Origin of the sequence: Dyadobacter sp. LHD-138, from assembly GCF_030929615.1 — a bacterium.
In the GTDB taxonomy this organism is placed as follows: domain Bacteria; phylum Bacteroidota; class Bacteroidia; order Cytophagales; family Spirosomataceae; genus Dyadobacter.
The window spans coordinates 1-21,564 of record NZ_JAVFVU010000021.1; the positions used below are offsets into that span (position 1 = coordinate 1).

The window sequence follows — 21,564 nt, forward strand, 5'->3', positions numbered from 1 at the left end:
TTCGTGCCTCAGCCGCCCTTGACAAACTCAATAGCAAGCAAAAAAAACATTTGAAATCGAAAAGAAAAATTAAATTTGAATCAACTTTGACGACCAGACAGAGTTTAGATTACACTCCCCGACAAAAGGATTAATTTGCTGACTCAATACTGTTTTGGCACAGTTTCTCAGATTTCAGCTATTTCGTTTTGACTTCGAGAATTAAGGTCATAATCCTGCTCTTTTCCGGTTTCATAGTGACAATCATCTTCTCATCTTTACTAGTAAAGTGAACTTCTCTGTCTACAGCTTTTAGTAGCCCTGCGGGAATAGGTTCAGCTAACGATTTAAAAGTTTTACGAATCGTCTCCTTTAATTTTTCATGGGCAAACTCTCTTTCTCTTGGCTCATTTACATTTAGAACCAATTGGAGTGTTTCAATAAATCCCTCTTCTGGACTACTCAGGTAGTACGCCAAATTATTGCGGAGCCCATATTGGTTTGCTTCTCGACCGATTTCAAAATAATCCGTAATTGATTGCCAGTCTCCGCCGTCGACGTGCTTCCAAGGATGCAACTGTCCAATACCATTTCCAGACAAACTTTGGCGCAATGGTTCTATATTAGCAAATGCAGAAAGTTTTACCGGCGCGCTGCGCTTAGGATTAATTTCATCAAAGCTTCCAAGATATTTATCCTCAATCCAACCTATGTGGGTATACTGGAGCCAGTCCGGTTCCATAACCTGTATCTTTACCCACCCTTTCTCTTTCTCTAAAATTTTAACCTTTACTGACTTATCAACTGAAATGTAGTGAGTCTCACGAAGCGCCTCAGTGGCCTTCTGATTAACTATTTTTTGTCCTTTCAGGCTGGGTTCTTTACGCAGAAAAAGCTCATCCTTTTTAATGCCGAACAACTCTTCCTTAGGCTGTTCAGCCTCTACCGGTGTAGCTTCGGCCGGTGATTCTTGGTTACTGTTGCTTGCACAGGACCAGGCAAACAAAGAGCAAAACAGGGCGATGTAGTGAATCTTCATATTTTTAAGGTAGGATAGTATTGAGGGTAAGTGTGGAACAATATATCACCCCAATATCAAATTACCAAATCCTAAAAGAGACGCTTCCTGAAAACCGACACACCAAGACGTATTTACTTATGTGGGACAAGTGTTTTACCTAAAAATTGGCCTTCTAATCTCTTGACCGACTTTAAATCGTTCAGTAGCTTCCCTTGTATCTATCCATACTGTTTTTTTTGAACATATCATGAACCCTCGCAACCGTATCGATGACTGATTTTATTAAGTCAATTTGTTCTTTTGGTAGCGTAATCTCAAAGCTTCCCGGCACTGCAGTTTCCATGACTAATTTATTTAAGTTGGAAAGTTAATACCTATCAAAAAGCCAGAATGAGGCAATTGCTTCAATATTGTGCACAAAAAAAATAGGGGCCGAAGCCCCTATTACTATTTAATTTCGTAGCATTTTAAGTTTTCACCCCGGTTCAGATTCTGACATGCGATATTAATTACCCCTAAATCAGTTTTATACTTGTCTGAGTAAAATTTAATAACCTCATGTAGATGTCTGAATGCTTTTGCTTGATGGCTTACGTTCGTCATAGCAGCAGGCGCAGAGTCATCGATTCTATCGCCCTTTATTGTTACTAAATATCGCGATCTTCGGGATAGGTTAGATAAAGATTTATAGGCTGCGTACGCGTCCTCTGTTATTTTTGTGGGGGATGCGATATTATAAGGATTAATTGCACTATTAGCCTCATGATGCGTATAATACTTCATGCCAAAATTTGCAAGGTGCGCATTAATAAGATGTAGTGCTGTATAGAAACATACCGTTACCTGCCAATCTAAACAGTCCGCAGGGCTAGCATTTATTGATTCTAAGAACTTAAAGTTTCGTTTCGCTTGGGTTACGTGATCTTCAGGGAGTGCCAAATCTGTATTACTTATTTCCGTACAACATAATATAATGGCTTGGAACACAAAGCTGGTCGCAGTCTTCAACTATTGTGGTAGTCATATCGAATCCTTTTTCATGATACGTAGCGTTAATCTTAGCTTCTGCCATGATTAAACTCTTTTCGATATCCCACTCATCTTCCTTAATCTCTGCCCAAATTAACAATTCTGAATTGTTAAAACTGGCAGCCAATTTAGTGAAAGGGGACTCTTCAAAGCGCTTCAACTCATTAAGATAATCTATGAGCATGCTAGATATGTAATGTTTTTTCGCAGACCTAACATTCACGTCAACCATGTCAGTTATATTGCTATCCATTAAACTGTGGTACATATCTTGTTTTTCTTTTGAAGCACCCCCCGCAGCCAACTGCGCCTGATCGGCTCTCAATGACCAGATAAATTCATTGAACCATTCATCGCTCTTGATTTGCTTTTCGGTAGGTTTTTCTTGTAGTGCATTCATATTTGCGTCTGCCAGGTTAATATTTCTAGTCTACAACACAACGTTCTTACTAGTAGATAAAGGTCGACTGATAAGCGTTTTCCTCATCTCCCTATATTAAGAACGCAAATGTAATACAAAACGATTCATTATAATACTTTAAATTACTTTACACTAATATAAGTTAATTATTACTAAAATGTAAGTAACATCTACTTAATACTTTTTAAGCAGGTGCCAAAGCCCTCGATTTTCCCTATACTGCTAATCTCGACCTGTAAATCTCAACCAACACAACTTCTAGGTACTTGTCCGCAGATCTGCGCCGGGCGTCGGGTGCAAGCTGGACCGGACAATCTTACCTACTTCCTTACTAAACCTAAATTTAAAGAGGGTGAAAAACGTTAAATAAACAGTTGAAATTTTCTCATCCGAAGCATAAGAGTAATAACCGTTATAAACAATGAGCTATGGATACCTCAACCACTATAAGAATCTCGTTACCCGAGAGTCAGCTCGAATTGCTGAGAGTCTTAAAAGATCAAAACAGCAAACTAATTGGATTACTTCAACACAATGCCTGGCTTGACGAAAAAGAGGCCGGAGAAAGATTCAAGGTGGATCGACAGACAGTCGCAAGGTGGAGAAAAGAAGGATGGCTCAGACATATAAAAGAACCCGGTGAGAACGGTAGGGTCCGATATAGAGTAGATCAGTTCGACGAGGATGTCGAGGCCCGTTTAGGTGTGGTGAAATATAGATATTGAATATACGAGTATTACCTAATCGGAATTTAATAAAAAAACCTTTAAATAAATAGTTGGAGTTTTCCCAACTATTAGTATATTTGTGCATGAAAACATTTGCAACAGTCAACGAAGCCTTTAAATGGTGGATGGACAATGTCTACAAGCAATTACCTGCAGACCAAAAAAAGGGAAGGCTCAAGACAGCCTGGATGGACTATACCTACGAGAAAGGTATTTCAGAAAAGCGGATGAAAGCGATACTTGCGGAATTTGGGACACTTGAAGTTCGCACAATCGTCACGTTCACGCCTGAATAATTTTTTCTGCGCCCTAAATGGTTGGGGAATTCCCAACTTTATTTATAAAGATAAACCCGGAATGCCGAAGTTTTCGAGGACAAGGCAAACCGGGCCAGTTAAATCAATTTCTTAATTTAAACAGTACAAAATTATGCAAGTAAATGGCAATCCCAAAGAGAAAGAGATCAGTTCGCAAAAAACCGATTTAACGGTAAACCCTGGCTTCGTAGAGGAGATTCGACTATTTAAAATGATCGGAGATAGCATGGATAGTGGCCTGAAAGGAAGTATCCGAAACGGAGATTTTCTCAACGTTGCAAAAATCGCGCAGGATAGCACTTCAGCAAATCAGCCCGCAAACAAAAACCGGATCTACGTATTTCAAACCCGATGGGGATTGATTATCAAAGAAGTTACTCGAATCGAAGAACATTCCGTCTTTTGCACCTCATTGAACTCAGATAAAGATTTGTACCCTGATTTTGAAATAGAATTTAGCGACATTTCAGCTATTTACGAAGTTACCTCAGTATCAAGAACTCTTTGAGATAATAGCAAAATAGCCCTGAGCATTAAATGCTCAGGGCTATTAATTGTGTGTAAAAAAGTGTGTAATTTTCACAACTATCTGATTTACAGCACCTTTTGCAGAGAGGAAGAGATTCGAACTCTCGATACAGTTACCCGCATACACACTTTCCAGGCGTGCTCCTTCAACCACTCGGACACCTCTCTATTTGTCAATGTGGGTGCAAAGATAGCTTTAAACACTGTATAAGCAAATCAAATAACACATTCTCCAACATTATTTTTACCAAAATAAGATGTATGTCTGATTATCATGCCTTTAATGTCTGCAACAATTATGCTCCTTAAATAACGGGCTTTCGGACTTGCCAAAATAAGCAGCTAATAAAATCCGGTATGTGTTCCCCAACAGCCCTGCATCATTTACAGCAAACAAATGGGCAAAATCAATGTATATAAAATACGTATGCCGCTGCCTAGTTAAAAATCATGCCGCGGAAGATTTTATAAGTCTGGCTCCTTAAATCAGGTCAGATCCTGAATTAAAGCCAACGGTGCATCTGTTTTAATCAAATCCATCACCTGTTCCCGGGGACCTATTGAAGTATAATTTTCACTCCTGGCAATCACATTTCCTTCGGAATCTTTCGCCTCGAAAGTATAACGTAAATAGCTATCGCTACGCACAAAAGTGTGCTCATCCGCTGCGTTTGTGATGATAAATTTTATTCCGTCCAGACAACTTTGTTTTGAGGCAAAACCCTCGCAGGATAGAATAAGCTGAGAATTCCCGGTCGCCTTTAGTAAATAGTAATACTGGTTTTTGTTGCTGCTTTTAAAGACCTGAAAAATTGCCATCATCCGAATTGGTAAGTATTTGTCCAATAACCATATTTAAATGATGGAATCAAAACTCATTTTCCCAATTGAGGATGTTGTGAATCACTTTTTTGAACCGTAAAAAACGCAGCAACACATACAGGCTTAAAACACATCGTTAAACTTTCGCAGTGGGCAGCTGCTGTCGATTCGCCGGTTCGCTTTCTCCGTTATCATGCCGTCGTTGAAAATCTGATCCGGGCATCCGGAATTCCATACACGTTCCTGCGTCCCAATCTATTCATGCAGGGACTCCTTGGATTCCGTGAAACGATCATGCAGGAAGGACAGTTTTATGGGGCAGTTGGCGATGCAAAAATCAGTCTGATCGATATACGTGACATTGCCGCAGCAGCCGGTGAGGCCTTAACGCAGCCAGAACATGAAGGAAAAACATATAACCTGACGGGCCCGGAATCGCTGACCCACCAACAGCTTGCTGAAAAACTTTCAACTGCAACCAATCACCATATTCAGTTTATCGATATCACGCCGGACCTGTTTCGGGAAGCTCTTTTGCAAGTGGGATTTCCACACTGGCAGGCAGAAGGTCTTATCGAAGATTATGCGCATTACAAATTGGGAGAAGCGGCGGCCGTTCATACCGGCGTTACCGAAGTCACAGGAAAAACACCCATTAACTTTGAGCGCTTCGCAAAAGATTACGCTTTTCTTTTTTCGGCATAACGATCTGAAAATACAAAAGGGTCCAAAAGATAAGACCTGCTTCGAAATCAAAGCAGGTCTTATGTATTACACTCAACGTTTTTATATTACCAACCCGAAAGATCGGGATTAGAAAATTGTATATATCAATTCATAATTGCATATAACAATCCCCAAAATTACTAAGGCGAACCCAGAACCAAGTAAGAATGTTTTCGATTTTACCGTAGTATGTATTCTACAAACCGGGTGAACATAGTCCAATTTCGACTTGATTTTATCAAAAAAACATAATTCCCACTTTGAAAAACCATGCTCTTAGAACGGAAAAAGCTTTTTTGCATGTTCGCAATAAAATGCAGCAAAGCACCACGCAACGCACTATAAATCAACGCCACACTGCTGTTATTTATACGACATAATCCTTCATCAAGACATTTATTTTCGTTATTTTTAATATCAAATTTCATATTGACAACGCTTAAAAAAAAACATTGCCCGGAAACTTATAAAAGAACTCTGAAAACAGCGACTTTAAACTTGTAGAACCGATTCTCCGTTTGTTTCCATCATCCAGCGCTCTGAAATCATGTAACAACTTTTAATCTTCCGGTTATGAAAAAAAATCTACCCCCATTGTTTTTTTCATTCCTGCTCACCCTTGCAAATGCAGATTTGACGATGGCGCAAGCACCAGCGCCAACCAGACTTTTTCGGTTTTACGAGGATAACGATTTTCTCAACATCCGCGGCGACGGAACCGACAAAGCTTACACCAATGGCGTCCGTCTGGATTTTTTCTATCAGCGCAAAAAAACTTCCCGTCTTGTTGATCATTATATGCTCAAAGCAGGCGACGAAAGCATTGATATTTATGGATGGTCTGTGATGCAAATGATGGTAACGCCTGATAATCTCGCAGAACAGCAATACCAGTCCGATGACTATGCCTACTCCGGCGCACTATTTCTGACCCATTCACTTTATTCGTATAACAAAATAAAAAAAATCAGTTTCCAGACTGAAATACTCGCCGGCGTCCGCGGCCCGGCATCCTTCGCGCGACAAACACAGATGTGGATTCATCGCGTTATTAAGGACGAAAAACCGATGGGCTGGCAAAATCAATTTAATACGAAGGTGTTACTAAATATCAATTTTACCGCCGAAAAACAGCTGACGGCTATTAAAAACTTTGTCGAAATTATCGGTGGTGCGCAAATAGCAACCGGGACCCTGATTAATGCGGTTACGATCTATCCCCTACTCCGGATCGGTAAAATGAACCCCTATTTCAATGGTTTTATGAGTCAGTACAATGCCAAATTTCAATTTTACTTTGTTGTCAAACCGAAACTGACATTTCTCGCCAACAATGCATTGATGCACGGAGATATCCCGGGAACAACCCAGGCAGAAAGCACGGATACACCACCTTCTTGTCCGGGAATCAATCATTTTTGGGGTGAAATGAATTTCGGAACCGTGATCACGATCGGCAATTTCAGCATTTCATATACGCAGAAGCCTTCAACCGCTTACAACAAAGGATTGTACAACCATAACGTTGGCAATCTCTCTCTTTATTTCAGCTGGTAGTTGTTGAAATTAAAAATTAGTACTTAGGATAGAAAAAATTTAATTTTTAAACCAAATATGCCGAAAACGTATATATATAATCGATAGTAAACACAAATGAAACTATTGGTCACAAAATTTCACCCTGGTATTTTAGACTCAATAAACTTTTTATAATTTTATTATTTATTAAACTATTTAAAGAAAAATAGCAAAAATTTAAGATTATTCACCACATCTGGAACGATCATTCAATAATATCGCTTATAGACTTTATACGACCAGAACGTATTCCGGGATGAATCTAAGAAAATGAATACATCGAAGGCCATAAATACAGGACAGATTAAATTGATTCAGACATTTGCTGCGGTTACCGTAACCGCAAATATTTAACAAAAGAATCCAGGCAGATGCCTGTAAAATAGGCAGCAATTTCACAACCCATTAACAAACCAATTATTGATATTAACTATACCCGACAAGATGAAAAAGAGGAGCCATTCATTTAATAAAACCGTCGGCATCGGTCACGCGGAATTTTTAATCAACCCGGTTAAAATTTAAGTCTGAGGAAATGTACCTGGCCAAATCAAATATCGCCCCGAAACCTTTAAAAGGATCTCTCGAAATCAAAAACAATGATTTCAAAGCTGTCCTGATGGATTCAACATTGTCGTTCAAACCTTTCGTAACACATTTAAAAAACATGCTTAAAGACGAACCGGCTGTTAAATCAGAGTTTTACCGGTTTGTGATTGAGAAGTTTGAAAATGAAATGAAAGGCAACGGATCGGCTGTACTGGCCAGGGATTCGGTCAGATACAAAGAATTGATGGAGCTTGTTTACATGATCCTGACACCTTTGGCGACCAGTGAAAAAGAGCATTTCTGGGCATTAAGTACCCCCATTCCGGATAAGATATTTTTCAGTACAGATGGATTTTACCAGTTTTTTTCCGAACAGACCTCGGATGGGCAAGCGCTTAATCTCAGTCCTGTGCAGGATTATAAAAAGCAACAGATCCAGTTTATGTACCGGCTCGTCCTCGAACGATTATACAATATTCCGTCGCTGATTAAAAACGAGATTTTGTACCAGTATACCGACGCAGTAACCAATCTGCCGAAGTTTTATCATATCAATACGGATACCCGTTTTATTGACATTTTGCTTAAAGGCAAACTTCCCGTGTTGGATTATAAAATGATTGAGCCATACCTTCAGCAGGGTGCGGACACAACGGAGCTGGAAAATATACTGCCTCTAAACCGTTTTCGCTTTGAAGGCTTTTCCGTTATTACCCTGCTGGATGTAACCATTGAAAGAGCGACAGAAATTATTAAAGAAGCGCTGGTAAATCATTCCTACGAAACCGAAGGAAATCAGGCTATTATTCAGGCACTTAAAACCCTGGCAGGTGATGACGCCATTGATTTCGGGCTGATCCCCTCCTATCAGATTAACGGAAAGTACGTTTTTGCGGGCACAGAATGTTCACAAAGCATGATGATAGAAGCCGTCAAAAAGTTTGGTCTGACGGAGGAAGCCTTTAATACACTCGTGAATCAGTATTATACCAACCCGCAAACGGTTGTGTACAACAATATTACAAACGGACATCTTTCGGATAAGCCGCTGGGGAAACTTTTGGATACGGAAGGTATTTCTTCCTATGCATTGGTTCCGGTTTTTTATAATAAAAAAATGGCAGGTATTCTGGAAGTGTTTTCGAAACGTGGCGTATCACTTGATGACGCCCTGTTTTCAAGACTTCAGACAGCGTTGCCATTGATCGCGCAGTTGCTGAAATACAACACGGACGAATTCAACGCCAAAATCGATACCATCATCCGGGATAAGTTTACGCCTTTGCAACCATCGGTACAATGGAAATTTAACGAGGCAGCCTGGAATTATCTGGAAAAAAGTACGCATAGCGAAACGGGTGCAGAAATAGAAACGGTGACCTTTGAAAAAGTACATCCTTTGTATGGCGCCATCGATATCCGGAATTCGACTTTTGAAAGAAACAGAGCCGTAAGAGAAGATATCAGAAAGCAGCTTGCACTGTTGACAGAAACTTTCCAGTCGATCAAAAGCCTGATTGAACTGGAAACCATGGAAACCTTTGTTTGCGCTTGCAGCCGCTGGGCAGACGAAATAAACGGCTATCTGACCTCGGAAGATGAACTGGCTTTAAACCGTTTCCTGGCTGCGGAAGTAAATCCGTTTTTGATACGGATCCGTGAGGAATATCCTGTAACAAAGGACGTGGTGGACTTTTACTTTGCGGCATTGCTGGAATCAACCGGATTGGCTTTTGAGAACAGAAGAAAACTGGAATCCTCGCTTCAGCTGATCAACACCTCGGTAACAAGTTATATTGAAAATGCCCAAAAAGCATTGAAATCGGCCTATCCGTTCTACTTTGAAAAATTCAGAACGGATGGAATCGAATATGACATGTACATCGGCCAGTCGATGGCACCGGACAAGCCTTTTGATAACATTTATCTAAAAAATCTTCGTTTGTGGCAGTTGATGTCGATGGCTGAGATAACCCGGCTGACAGAAAAACTGCTGCCGCAGATGCAGCATCCACTCAGAACCACCCAGCTGATATTTATTCATTCAAATCCTATTAACATAAATTTCAGAAATGATGAGAGAAGATTTGATGTGGAAGGCGCTTACAACATCCGTTATGAGATTATTAAAAAACGGATCGACAAAGCCCTTGTCCGGGAAAGCGGAGAACGCCTTACACAGCCCGGAAAAATAGCGTTGGTGTACTTCAACGATAGTGAAGCGGAGGAATATGAGGACTATATCCAGGACCTTCAGGAAATGGGTTTTCTGAACCATGACCTGGAATATCTTGAACTGGAAGAATTACAGGGAGTCGCCGGATTAAAAGCGATCAGAATCGGTGTAAACTATCTGTAAAAAATCAGCTATCGAGTTGCATTACAAAAACAAAACAATCCATTAAAAACCCCATTTTCTGGCCGTAAACTTACTTTTCACGGCCCCAAAGAGCGCTTTTAAAACTTTTTTTCAAGAAATCGAATAATTTTTGAACGATCGTTCTAAAATAAACATTATAGCTCTACCACCGCAAGAAAAGTAAGAACACCGGGATTTGAAATTTTCATCTCTTATTTAAATTAATACCACCATCATGAAAAATCTAATTTTAGGCATCGCTGTCCTATTGTATGGATGTGCACAAAAACAGGAGGCTCCAACGACTCCGCCGCCGCCAACGTTACCCGTAGTAGAAATTACATCAGGCCAGGCCACAACGTATCAGGAATATCCCGCATCGATCGAAGGAAAGGTTAATCTGGAAATCCGTCCGCAGGTAGATGGTTACCTGGATCAGGTGTTTGTTGACGAAGGAGCATTCGTTAAAGCTGGACAGCCTCTTTTCAAAATCAACGATCTTCCTTACCGCGAACAGCTGAACAATGCGAAAGCAAGCCTGAGCGCAGCCCAAGCGTCGATTGTGAATACACAATTGGAAATTGATAAGCTGACACCGCTTGTGGCGAACAAAGTAATCTCTGATTTTCAGCTAAAAGCGGCCAAAGCAGCCAACAGCGTAGCCATTGCCAATGCAGAGCAAGCGAAAGCCATGGTTGGAACAGCCCAGATCAATTTTGGATATACCACGATTAAAGCACCCGTAAACGGATACATCGGAAGGTTGCCGAAGAAAAAGGGAAGCCTTGTTTCCCGCACTGACGTAGAGGCGTTGACCCAGCTTTCGGACGTGCAGGAAGTACACGTTTACTTCGCACTGGGTGAATCTGACTTTATCAAATTCAAAGCGCAATATGACGGTGCAACGCTGAACGATAAACTGAAAAAGCTTGAACCGATATCGCTTTTGCTTGCAGATCAGACTATTTATCCTAAACAGGGCAAGATCGATATGATCGACGGGCAGTTTGATAAAAACACAGGCGCCATTACTTTGAGAGCCACTTTTGCCAACGCACAGGGACTGCTTCGCTCGGGAAATACCGGGAAAGTGCGGTTAAGCCTTCAGCATGATTCGGCCATTCTGGTGCCGCAATCCGCTACCATTGAAGTACAGGACAAAGTCTTCGTATATACAGTAGCGGAAGGCAACAAAGTAAAAAAACTGCCGATCACCATCATCGGAAAAAGCGGAAATAATTACCTGATCAAAGACGGCGTGAAAGCGGGCGACAGAATCGTTTTCACCGGACTCGATCTTTTACAGGAGGGCGCCGTAATCACACCTGAAAAGGCAAAACCGGTGATTGCCCAAAACTAATAGTACACCTAAAATGAATCTTTATGTTTAAGAAATTCATAGACAGACCTGTTTTAGCCACCGTTATCTCCATCTTACTGGTGATACTCGGGGTGCTGGGACTAACCACATTACCCTTGCAGCAATTTCCGGACATTGCGCCGCCCGCTGTTCAGGTGATTGCCAACTACCCTGGCGCAAACGCAGAAACGGTATTACGCTCCGTGGCCCCATCGCTGGAAGAGTCCATTAACGGGGTTGAAAACATGAGCTACATGAACTCAACGGCCAGCAATGACGGATCCTTGGTCATTACCGTTTATTTTAAATTGGGTACAAACCCGGATCAGGCGGCGGTTAACGTTCAAAACCGTGTATCACAGGCAACAAGTCAATTACCGGCAGAGGTGGTTCAGGCGGGTGTAACAACGGCCAAACAGCAAAACAGTATGCTGATGGTGACAGCCCTTTATTCGGAAAACGCAACTTACGACCAGACTTTCCTGGCCAACTATGCTCAGATCAATATCATTCCTGAAATCAAAAGGATTAAAGGTGTTGGGCAGTCGACAATATTTGGAGGCAACAAAGACTATTCGATGCGCGTATGGCTTAAACCAAGTCAGTTGGCCACCTATAATCTTACTCCGAACGAAGTGATTGCCGCCATCCGTGACAAAAACCTGGAAGCCGCACCCGGAAAATTCGGTGAAAACAGCCAGGAATCTTTTGAATACGTGATCAAATACAAGGGAAAGCTGAACAAACCGGAGGAATATGAAAATATCATTATCCGCTCGAATGCCGACGGTTCAATCTTGAGACTGAAAGATGTGGCAAAAGTAGAGTTCGGTTCTTATACCTATGGAAACTTTACACGCATCGATGGCAAGCCAGGTGTGAACATAGCCACCATGCAGCTGGCCGGTTCCAATGCGAGTGAAATCCAGATTGCGATTCTGGATCTGATGAAAAAAGCCGAAAAGGATTTTCCAAAAGGCATCAAATATGTGACTATTTATAACACCAAAGATTCTCTGGACCAGTCAATCGAGCAAGTGCAGCATACCTTGCTGGAAGCTTTTATCCTGGTTTTCATCGTGGTTTATATTTTTCTTCAGGATTTCCGCTCAACACTTATTCCGGCCATTGCCGTACCGGTTGCTATTCTTGGAACATTCTTTTTCATGTCCCTGTTTGGCTTCTCTATCAACCTGTTGACCCTTTTCGCTTTGGTATTAGCCATCGGAATTGTCGTCGATGATGCCATCGTCGTCGTCGAGGCCGTGCATTTAAAAATGGAGAAAAAAGGATTGCCCCCCAAGGCTGCCACGGTATCTGCCATGAGCGAAATTACCGGTGCGATTATTTCCATTACCCTGATTATGTCGGCCGTATTTCTACCGGTTGGTTTCCTGGAAGGCTCTACGGGTGTATTCTATCGCCAGTTTGCGTTCACACTCGCAATAGCCATTGTAATCTCGGCCGTTAACGCGCTGACATTAAGTCCTGCTTTGTGCGCGATTTTCCTGAAAGAACATAAGCACGACAAAGATGGTGTTTACGTAAAGAAAAGCTTCAAGGAGAAATTCTTCATGGGTTTCAACGCATCTTTCGATAAGCTGACCAACCGATATGTTAACAGCCTTCGGTTCCTTATTCGCTATCGCTGGTTAAGTCTTGGTGCTTTGGTTTTGGTTACGATTGCAACTGGTTATATGGTTTCTAAAACTAAAACTGGATTCATACCTTCTGAGGATCAAGGATTTATAGCAATATCACTATCAATGCCGGTGGGCGCTTCCCTGGAACGCACAACGGAAGTTCTTCACAAGGCCGAAGCGGTTTTAGGGACAATGGAGTCGCAAAGAGCGTTGGACGGACTTTCCGGATTTAATATTCTGACACAATCTTCCAGCCCTTCGTCAGCCGTTATGTTTGTTAATTTAAAACCTGCCCCGGAAAGAGGTGCGGTTAAGGATATCAATGCAATCATGAATGAGATCAGACAAAAGCTGGGAGCAATTAAAGGCGCCAATTTCTTTGTCTTCACCTTCCCTACCGTACCCGGTTTCAGTAATATTGACGGTCTGGATTTTGTATTGCAGGATAGAAACGGAGGTAAACTGGATAAGTTCAGCGGCGTGGCCAATGGCTTTATCGGAGAGCTGATGAAACGCCCTGAGATCGCCGTAGCATTCACAGCATTCCGCGCGGATTATCCTCAGCTTGAAATGGAAGTGGATGAAGTGAAGGCTGAGCAGCTGAGCGTCAACGTAAAAGATATTCTGCAAACGATGCAGGCCTATTTTGGTAGCGCGCAGGCCTCAGATTTTAACCGTTTTGGTAAATACTACCGGGTGATGGTTCAAGCTGATATTGCCGACCGCACGGATCCTTCGTCCATGGATGGTGTTCTGGTAAAAAATCGTTTGGGCGACATGGTGCCGATTAATACGTTGGTTAAACTGAAACGTGTATTTGGCCCTGAAAATGCTTCCCGCTATAACCTGTTCAACTCCATTGGGATCAATGCCATTGCCAAACCGGGATTCAGCTCGGGAGATGCCATTAAAGCGGTGGAAGAAGTGGCGGCAAAAAATCTGCCTTCTGGTTTTAAATATGAATTCTCTGGGATAACAAAAGAAGAAATTTCGTCAGGAGGGCAATCTGCGGTTATTTTCGCACTGTGTCTGGTCTTCGTATATTTCCTTCTTGCGGCGCAGTATGAAAGTTATATTCTTCCGTTCGCCGTTATTCTTTCAATCCCGACCGGAATATTCGGCGTATTTGCCGCCATCGGAGTAACCGGTATTGAAAACAATATTTACGTACAGGTGGCGCTGATCATGTTGATCGGTCTGCTGGCAAAAAATGCGATCCTGATTGTGGAGTATGCCGTACAAAGAAGAAAGGCCGGAAAGGCATTGTTACACGCTTCGCTTGAAGCCGCCAAACTTCGTCTCCGTCCGATTATCATGACTTCTCTTGCTTTCGTGGTAGGTCTTATTCCTATGATGACTGCCGCCGGGCCATCCGCCCAGGGAAATCATTCGATCAGTATCGGCGCGGCTGGCGGTATGATCACCGGCGTCGTCCTTGGTTTGTTCATTATCCCTGTATTGTTTGTGGTGTTCCAATATCTCCAGGAACTGGTTACGGGAAAACCCGTTGCCGTTGTCAAACACGAAGAAGTGGAGTTGGCAGAGGCAATTTAAAGTTATTACATTATGAAAAAATACATAAACAGAATCTCATTTCTCGTGTTGCTTACGACGCTCGCCGCTTGTAAGATCTCGAAAAACGTAGAAACGCCAAAAGCGGCTTTACCTGAAACTTTCAGGAATGCCGCTGCCACAACGGACACAGTCAGTATTGCTGACTTGCCCCTCGACAGTTTTTTCACAGACGCTTCCCTGCAAAAATTGCTGGACAGTGCCATAGCGAAAAACTATGACATGCAGGTTGCGCTTAAAAATATTGAGGCGTCTCAGTTGTTGTTCAAGCAAACCAGATGGGCTTATCTACCCGACGCACGCCTGCAGATCAGCGCCGGTTCAAACCGCCCTTCGGATAATAGTTTGAATGGATTAAGTGCCAGCTCGTTTTTGAAAACAACCCATATTGAAGATTTCACAACCAGTGTGGGTTTATCCTGGGAAGCCGATATCTGGGGCAAAATCCGCAACAGAAATGGTCGCGCCCTGGCTGAATACCTTCAAACGATCGAAGCGAAAAACGCGATCCGGACGAACCTTGTCGCAGCTGTTTCCCAGGGCTTTTACAACCTGCTGATGTTGGATGCACAGCTTTCAATCGCTGAAAAAAACCTGGCGTTAAATGACAGTACGTTGAGGATTTTCGGTTTGCAGTTTAGTTCCGGACAGGTGACGTCGCTGGCTATTCAACAGGCAGAAGCGCAAAGACTGAATGCTGCCAAACTGATTCCTGAGTTGCAGCAAAATATCACTTTGCAGGAAAATGCCTTGAGCATTCTTGCGGGTGAGCTGCCGGGCAGAACCGAACGAAACCTCCAGATTGATCAGGTAAAATTCCCTGAAACATTAGCGAGTGGCGTCCCAATGGGTATATTAAACCGGAGACCTGATATCCGTAGATCCGAACTGGCACTCGATGTAGCCAACGCGAATGTAGGTATTGCCAAAGCGAATATGTATCCGGCCCTGACGATCACGGCCTCCGGCGGTATTAATTCTTTTAAAGCCTCAAACTGGTTTAACATCCCGGCCTCTCTTTTCGGAGCAGCCGCAGGAGGCTTAACGCAACCGTTGTTCCAGCGCAACCAGCTGAAAACACAATATGAGGTTTCTAAAGTGGAACGCGAAAGAACCGTCCTCGAATTCAGACAATCCGTGTTGTATGCCGTCGGTGAAGTTTCGGATGCTTTGGTAAAAATAGAGAAGTTGAAAGAACAGCAAGCCATCGCAGCGACCCGCGTAAAAACACTGGAACAAGCGATTTCCAATGCCAATTTGCTTTTCCAAAGCGGTCTGGCCAACTACCTTGAAGTGATCACCGCGCAAAGCAATGTCCTTCAAAGTGAACTGGAACTCGTCGCCATCAAACGTGCGCAACTCGCCGCCAATGTCGACTTATACCGGTCACTTGGCGGAGGATGGAAGTGAGACAAAAATAAAATGAAGCATTAAAAATAAAACGAGAGCCGTGGAGTTTACCTCCCGAGCCCTCGTTTTTCGTTATCCACCTCTTGTCTTGTACAAAAACCTAGTTTAGAAAGTCTTTCTCGCCGTTTTACCAAACAAAACAACTCCATCAAACTCCCTCCCCAACTCCCTATACCGCTGCGTTTAAACAAACCCGGGAAACAATATTACATTCTTACTTTACAACCTCTTAAATTTCAGGATATTTCCACTCGTCGTTTCGTCCCCCTCATTAGAAATAAACAGGTTTCCAAGTTTATCGAATGCTATGCCTTCCGGCTGCTTGAAATTATTGCCAGCAAGCGGATAAAACTGCTTGGGTTTCCAGTTTTTATCCGTAACAACGATCAATTTGTTCATGCTTGAAAGGATAAACCAATCACCCGTGACCGGATTTTTTGCCAGTGCAGAAGGTTGAAATCTTTTTTTCATTTTACCTGCAATCGCTTTTATCGCATCTACATTTAAAACAAAACCACCTGATTTCTGAATGGAACTTCCCAGATCCAGGACATAGCCGGAAACGCTTTTATCAGGAATGTCCCCAGCGCAGTTTTTGCATAAAACGTAAATTTTACCCGAAGCCTCATCGCCAAACATTCCCTCATACTCGCCCTTCGGCAGCAAGCCCCTATGTTCTTTTGTTTTCGTAGTTTGTGTTAGCTGCGTTTCCGTGAAAGGAAACGAAAACAGACTACCGTTACTTTTTAAAACGACAACCTGATCTTTCAAGATGGCTATGTCTTCGAAATCTCCTTTTCCTGCGAACGCCGTGTACTTATGCGCCTGACTTTTCCAGGTCAAATGAAACACCTTTCCTTCTTCATCCTGCACAGCATAAAAGACATCGCTTTTCCCTTTGTTAAAAGTTACTCCTGAAATCTCCTTCAACGTTTCGGGCATGTTAAAGACCTCAGGTTTGGTCAAATCGTATTCTTTTGTAAGCACATTTTGTTCACCAGCTGAATTGCAGCCCATACCTAAAAGCATGAAGGTGATTAAAAAAACGAGCAAGTTTATTTTTTGGCCGATCATAATTTTAAAAATCTAAATATAAAGACAAGTCTGTCTGTTTCAAATATTCTGCTGCGACAAAAGCTTATAAATTGCTTCCTGCGACCGAATCTGTCCCGCTTCGTCATTCCTCAGTGAGATATTGTTTAATTTTTCATCAATACGCACAGCCTGGACGGTATCGTTCCACTGCAATGCGAGCAAACTGAGCATCTGTTTACGGATCTGTTCATTGTAAATCGGGAAACAAACTTCAATTCTCCGGTAGATATTCCGGCTCATCCAGTCGGCCGAACCCATGTATACATCATCTTTTCCATTATTATGAAAAATGAAAATACGGCCGTGTTCCAGATATCGGTCTACGATTCTTTTGACGGTAATATGCTCACTTTGCCCCTGAACTCCTGGTACGAGCCTGCAAATGCTACGCACAATCAAATTGATCTTCACGCCTGCATTTGACGCGTCATACAATTTAGTAATCAGCACTTTCTCTTCCAGATTATTCATTTTAATCGTGATCGAAGCAGGAAGACCTGCCCTGGCGTTTTCCATTTCACGGTCAATCATTTCCAAAAACCGTGTTTGCAAATTGAACTGTGCGACCAGTAAATGCTGAAAATGAATCTGCTGAACAGCCCTGCCTTTTCGCTTTCTCAGGAAATCAAAAAGACCTTCCATTTCCGCCAGCATAGGCTGATAAGCTGTCAGTAAAATATGATCCGTATAAAAACGCGCCGTACTCTCGTTCAGATTACCCGTCGCAAGAAGCCCCAGATAAGGGGCACGCTGGTTTTTCCGTTTTACCAAAGCAATTTTGGCATGGACTTTCAGTAGGTTGCTGCTATAAATAATTTTAACACCCGCCGCTTTCATTTTTTGTGCCCAGCGGATGTTATTGGCTTCGTCAAAACGGGCTTTAAGTTCAACCAAAACGGATACCTTTTTACCATTTTTGGCAGCGCTTATCAGCGCATAACCAATCCTGGAATCACTCGCGACCCGGTACATCGTCGTGTAAATTCGCTCCACGGAACTGTCAATAGCCGCTTCATTAAAAAACCGGATAATCGTGTCATACGATTGATAGGGCGCATGAATAATTCTGTCTTCCTCCTCAACGGCTTTGAACAATGTCTCCGGCATTTCGGAAGCTTTTACACTTTGTACCGCCGGCCAGGGCTCATAAGCAAGTGCCGCATTGGAAACAGGCAGCTCCGCCAGATCTTTCAGATTATGGTGTTTTCCACCCTCCACCACCGAAGCTTTCTGAAGGCTAAAAATCTGAATCATCTCCTGCAAATGCCGGAGCGGCATGCCAGGTTCATACAAAAACCGCGTTGCAAAACCGAAATCTCTTTTGCGAAGCTGTTTGGCTATCTTTTTTGCCTGATCTCCGTACTCATCCCGGAGGTCAAGCTCTGCATCCCGCGTAATTTTAATATTGTAAGCGCCAACAATAGTGGCCGATGGAAACAAATGATGTAAATTCTGACGAATAATGTCTTCCAGAAACACGATATAATCCCCGTCATCCTGCTTGATCTTAAAAAATCGGGGTACATTATTGGTGGGGATATTGACCAGAAACAATTGTTCCTCGCTGGAAGCGTACCGGATTACAACCGCCTGGTAAAGCTGGTTATTTTCCAGGAAAAAATCCGTATTGGCCTTGATCAAAATGGGTTGCAAAAAACCGGCAACCTGTGTAAAAAAGTAATAGTTTGTCTCCGCTTTTAATTTTTCAGGAATGCTGTCATTGTAGATAAGTTTAAAACAATACCTCGTTAATCCTGGCAAAACCGCCTTATTAAAAATAGTACCGAATGCTTCCTGCTGACGATTGATAATTTCAACCGCTTCACGATAAACCGTAGGCCCGGTTTTCTCCTTATCTATTTTTTTCAAAGCCAGCAACGCTGGCATCCTGACCCGGTAAAACTCGTCCAGATTTGAAGAATATATGGATAGAAATTTAATTCGTTCACTTAACGGCACGGAGTCCTTTCCGGCCTCTTCCAAAACCCGTTCGTTGAAAGACAGCCAGCTGATATCCCGGTCGGCAAAGAAATAAACACGCATTGGGAGATATGGTTAAGACCTAAAAAACATGGAGCTGACGACAAAAGCAATTACGGCCGAGACAATACCAAACATGAACACGTTATAACCGGTACGCAAAAGCCGGTATTTTTTTCCCAGCACAACGCCCTGAGCGTACACATCCTTTGTTAAACTTCCATATAAAAAATCTCTGTCATTCATCATTTCCTGCATTCCGGAGGCATAATCTTCGAAATTCATCCGGTAAAAATTACCAAAGAAAAGCAGGTTAACCTTTTTGTCATCCAGGTCCTGTCTTGTAAAAGTACCATTCGGAACTGAAGGCCGCGTTGCCAGAATCGAGAAAACCATGGTGGTGACGCAAACCGTCAGCAGTATTAACGTGGGAATGATCAGATGCGAATCATCTTCGAGCTTACGAAGCAAGATACTGAGCAAAACGGATATGATAATCGAATTAGTTGTTATCATAATATTAGCTTTGTTGTCCGCCATATCACTCAGCCGCTGGTGGTTTCCCGAACTTATCCTGAACATGGTCTCAATCCCTTTATCAGGCCTGTCATCCTTTGGCTTTTTAATCTTCGGTTCTTCCATTGCTGTCTGAGCTTTCGGGCCCGATTCTGGCCCGGGGCTCATTGCCTCCACATTGAACAAAGCCAATTCCTCCTTTTTTGCTTTTTTCTTTAATTTTTCGAGGTTTTCCTGCTTTTTCCCTTCCAGTAAATCCCGGCAATAGTGCGTGTGATAATGATGCGATTCAAGAAATGCAATGTTCTTCAAACACCACTCATTTTTATCAATTTTAATGCCCAGCATCTCTTCTCGCTCTTTCCGAAGCAATTTATTAAATTCCGAAAAATCATCCGTTCCCAAATGATAAAGATCGGCATCGCAAAGAATCTCTTCCATTAAGTTTCCAGGTGTTTGCGGCATCCGGGTAGCCAATATGCAACGCGCTATCGCCGTAATGGTATCCTCATCCACTTTTAAACCCCTCAGAAACCCAGCAGAAACTTCAGCGCCTCTTTCTTCGTGGTTCGCCGCCGCGCCCGAAAAATATCCGTAGTCATGGAACCAGGCGGCAGCCACGACGGTAAAAAAATTCTTGCGTTCTAATCTATAGTACCAGGCCATGACAGAAGCGTTGGCAACGACCTGCTCAGTATGTTTGAGGTTATGAAAAGGGCGTTCTTCAAAGTGCTTTCCGCGATCTGCTGACCTTATAAAAGCCTCTGTCTGTTCTAATAATAAAGAATAATTCATGTCCGGAGAATTTGATTTACAAGTTATTGCCCATCATTGTTCTTGTGCACCATCGCGGAAAAGTATAAGGCTCCAATTATTTGTCAAACGATTAAGTCCATACAGGCACAACGGTCCAGCCTCTCCATGGTAATTCCCCTCTGAATTTCATCCGAACATGTTACTAAAATACAGTTTATCCTTGTCAATCAATTGTATTTAGGTTGAAAATTTAAGAATACCATCAACCACAATGCTGCCGACTAGCGATGATGCTACGAAATTTCACATTTGTGTATACAACGCAAGTCTTCCGGCGCAATCTCGATGATGAGATACGATAAAATACTTACCATACAGCATGTGAAAATTAAAAAAATGTAACGTTTTGGCTTGTAATTTTTACAATAGTCATGCTTTGAAAGCTTTGCCTGATATTTTGAATAATTTAATGTTTCCTTGAATTGGAAAAACACAGGATCAGGCAACGAGATCTGCCCATAAACATGTTAAAGGTCAATAAAAACAGGCTAAAATGCGGTATGATTTATTAATTGAAAATATAAAAAAAGAAAAACAGGCCCTTAATAGAAAACTAAAAGTTTAGTGAGAAGAATATAAATTTTCGAAGCTTTAATTTTTTTGAATTTATTTGGGCGCTTTTTCTTCACCTGTTTCTACAAAAAAAACTGGTGATTCTCCAAAAATATATTAGCTTTGTGTCTGAAAACCAGTTAAATGGTTCTCATAACGTTGAGTAAAATCAGACATCCCCAGGTTATACCTACGGGATGTTTTTTTATGATCTTTCCCAAACCGTTTAATAAATTTTTCAAAAAAGTTATCGAATGACAATCGGTAAATTTATTGGATTTGTAACTAATAGTATATGAACTTAATATAAAAGATTAAAAAAAGATTTCTTACTGCTATTTTCTGAAATTCGCTTCCCAATTTTCAAAAATTTCTATAAAATCACTAATGGATTACTATCTTTTTGAAGTCACGTTCGTTACGTTTTACAAACCATTCATGCTTGGCTATCGTGCTTTTCTTTAATTCCGAAATTAGCCAAACGGCGCAAACAACTGTAAAAACGACAAGAACCATAAAAAAATAAGGTCCTATCACGTCAGAATACTTAAGTATCTGCCCAT

General features: G+C 42.0%; 14 protein-coding genes, 1 tRNA gene and 1 pseudogene. 9 read left to right on the forward strand and 7 right to left on the reverse strand.

From position 1 onward, the window contains the following. Positions 1–178 precede the first annotated feature (178 nt). Both RB622_RS16500 and RB622_RS16505 read right to left on the reverse strand, forming a co-directional pair. The gene (locus RB622_RS16500) at positions 179–1,018 is read right to left on the reverse strand and encodes an SH3 domain-containing protein (protein ID WP_308047679.1); all 840 of its coding nucleotides are present in this window, start codon (positions 1,016–1,018) and stop codon (positions 179–181) included. Between the two features lie 928 nt (positions 1,019–1,946). Beyond that, positions 1,947–2,429 (reverse strand): hypothetical protein, encoded by a 483-nt coding sequence (locus tag RB622_RS16505; protein WP_308047680.1) that lies wholly within the window; start codon positions 2,427–2,429, stop codon positions 1,947–1,949. Positions 2,430–2,878: 449 nt separating this feature from the next. On the opposite strand from RB622_RS16505, the gene RB622_RS16510 reads away from it, so the two are divergent. The 3 genes from RB622_RS16510 to RB622_RS16520 all read left to right on the forward strand — a co-directional run bounded on the left by RB622_RS16510 (position 2,879) and on the right by RB622_RS16520 (position 4,003). Continuing rightward, complete coding sequence (locus tag RB622_RS16510) at positions 2,879–3,175, forward strand: helix-turn-helix domain-containing protein (protein ID WP_308047681.1); 297 nt, start codon at positions 2,879–2,881, stop codon at positions 3,173–3,175. Between the two features lie 86 nt (positions 3,176–3,261). Further along, positions 3,262–3,474 (forward strand): hypothetical protein, encoded by a 213-nt coding sequence (locus RB622_RS16515; protein ID WP_308047682.1) that lies wholly within the window; start codon positions 3,262–3,264, stop codon positions 3,472–3,474. A 133-nt stretch (positions 3,475–3,607) separates the two neighbouring features. After that, positions 3,608–4,003 (forward strand): S24 family peptidase, encoded by a 396-nt coding sequence (locus RB622_RS16520; RefSeq protein ID WP_308047683.1) that lies wholly within the window; start codon positions 3,608–3,610, stop codon positions 4,001–4,003. Positions 4,004–4,104: 101 nt separating this feature from the next. On the opposite strand, the gene RB622_RS16525 is transcribed toward RB622_RS16520, so the two are convergent. Further along, a tRNA-Ser gene (locus RB622_RS16525) sits at positions 4,105–4,191 on the reverse strand. Positions 4,192–4,509: 318 nt separating this feature from the next. Further along, positions 4,510–4,845 carry a DUF1508 domain-containing protein gene (locus tag RB622_RS16530; RefSeq protein WP_308047684.1) on the reverse strand — a complete coding sequence of 112 codons (336 nt, stop codon included), beginning with the start codon at positions 4,843–4,845 and terminating at the stop codon, positions 4,510–4,512. Between the two features lie 117 nt (positions 4,846–4,962). Here RB622_RS16530 and RB622_RS16535 point away from each other — a divergent pair. The 6 genes and pseudogenes from RB622_RS16535 to RB622_RS16560 form a co-directional block, all read left to right on the forward strand. After that, positions 4,963–5,550 (forward strand): annotated as a pseudogene (locus RB622_RS16535) (NmrA family NAD(P)-binding protein); the annotation flags it as partial. A 594-nt stretch (positions 5,551–6,144) separates the two neighbouring features. Continuing rightward, positions 6,145–7,128: a lipid A deacylase LpxR family protein gene (locus RB622_RS16540; protein WP_308047685.1), complete on the forward strand. Its 984-nt coding sequence runs from the start codon at positions 6,145–6,147 to the stop codon at positions 7,126–7,128. Positions 7,129–7,684: 556 nt separating this feature from the next. Further along, complete coding sequence (locus tag RB622_RS16545; protein WP_308047686.1) at positions 7,685–10,057, forward strand: GAF domain-containing protein; 2,373 nt, start codon at positions 7,685–7,687, stop codon at positions 10,055–10,057. A gap of 235 nt (positions 10,058–10,292) precedes the next feature. Then, the gene (locus RB622_RS16550) at positions 10,293–11,417 is read left to right on the forward strand and encodes an efflux RND transporter periplasmic adaptor subunit (RefSeq protein ID WP_308047687.1); all 1,125 of its coding nucleotides are present in this window, start codon (positions 10,293–10,295) and stop codon (positions 11,415–11,417) included. Positions 11,418–11,440: 23 nt separating this feature from the next. Next, positions 11,441–14,614 (forward strand): efflux RND transporter permease subunit, encoded by a 3,174-nt coding sequence (locus tag RB622_RS16555; protein WP_308047688.1) that lies wholly within the window; start codon positions 11,441–11,443, stop codon positions 14,612–14,614. 12 nt (positions 14,615–14,626) lie between these two features. Beyond that, positions 14,627–16,042 (forward strand): efflux transporter outer membrane subunit, encoded by a 1,416-nt coding sequence (locus RB622_RS16560; RefSeq protein ID WP_308047689.1) that lies wholly within the window; start codon positions 14,627–14,629, stop codon positions 16,040–16,042. Between the two features lie 219 nt (positions 16,043–16,261). On the opposite strand, the gene RB622_RS16565 is transcribed toward RB622_RS16560, so the two are convergent. The 3 genes from RB622_RS16565 to RB622_RS16575 form a co-directional block, all read right to left on the reverse strand. Further along, positions 16,262–17,071 (reverse strand): SdiA-regulated domain-containing protein, encoded by an 810-nt coding sequence (locus tag RB622_RS16565; protein WP_308047690.1) that lies wholly within the window; start codon positions 17,069–17,071, stop codon positions 16,262–16,264. 84 nt (positions 17,072–17,155) lie between these two features. Then, positions 17,156–19,180, reverse strand: a complete 2,025-nt coding sequence (gene ppk1, locus RB622_RS16570) for a polyphosphate kinase 1 (protein WP_308047691.1) — start codon at positions 19,178–19,180, stop codon at positions 17,156–17,158. 12 nt (positions 19,181–19,192) lie between these two features. Continuing rightward, complete coding sequence (locus tag RB622_RS16575; RefSeq protein WP_308047692.1) at positions 19,193–20,428, reverse strand: Pycsar system effector family protein; 1,236 nt, start codon at positions 20,426–20,428, stop codon at positions 19,193–19,195. Positions 20,429–21,564: the final 1,136 nt, after the last annotated feature.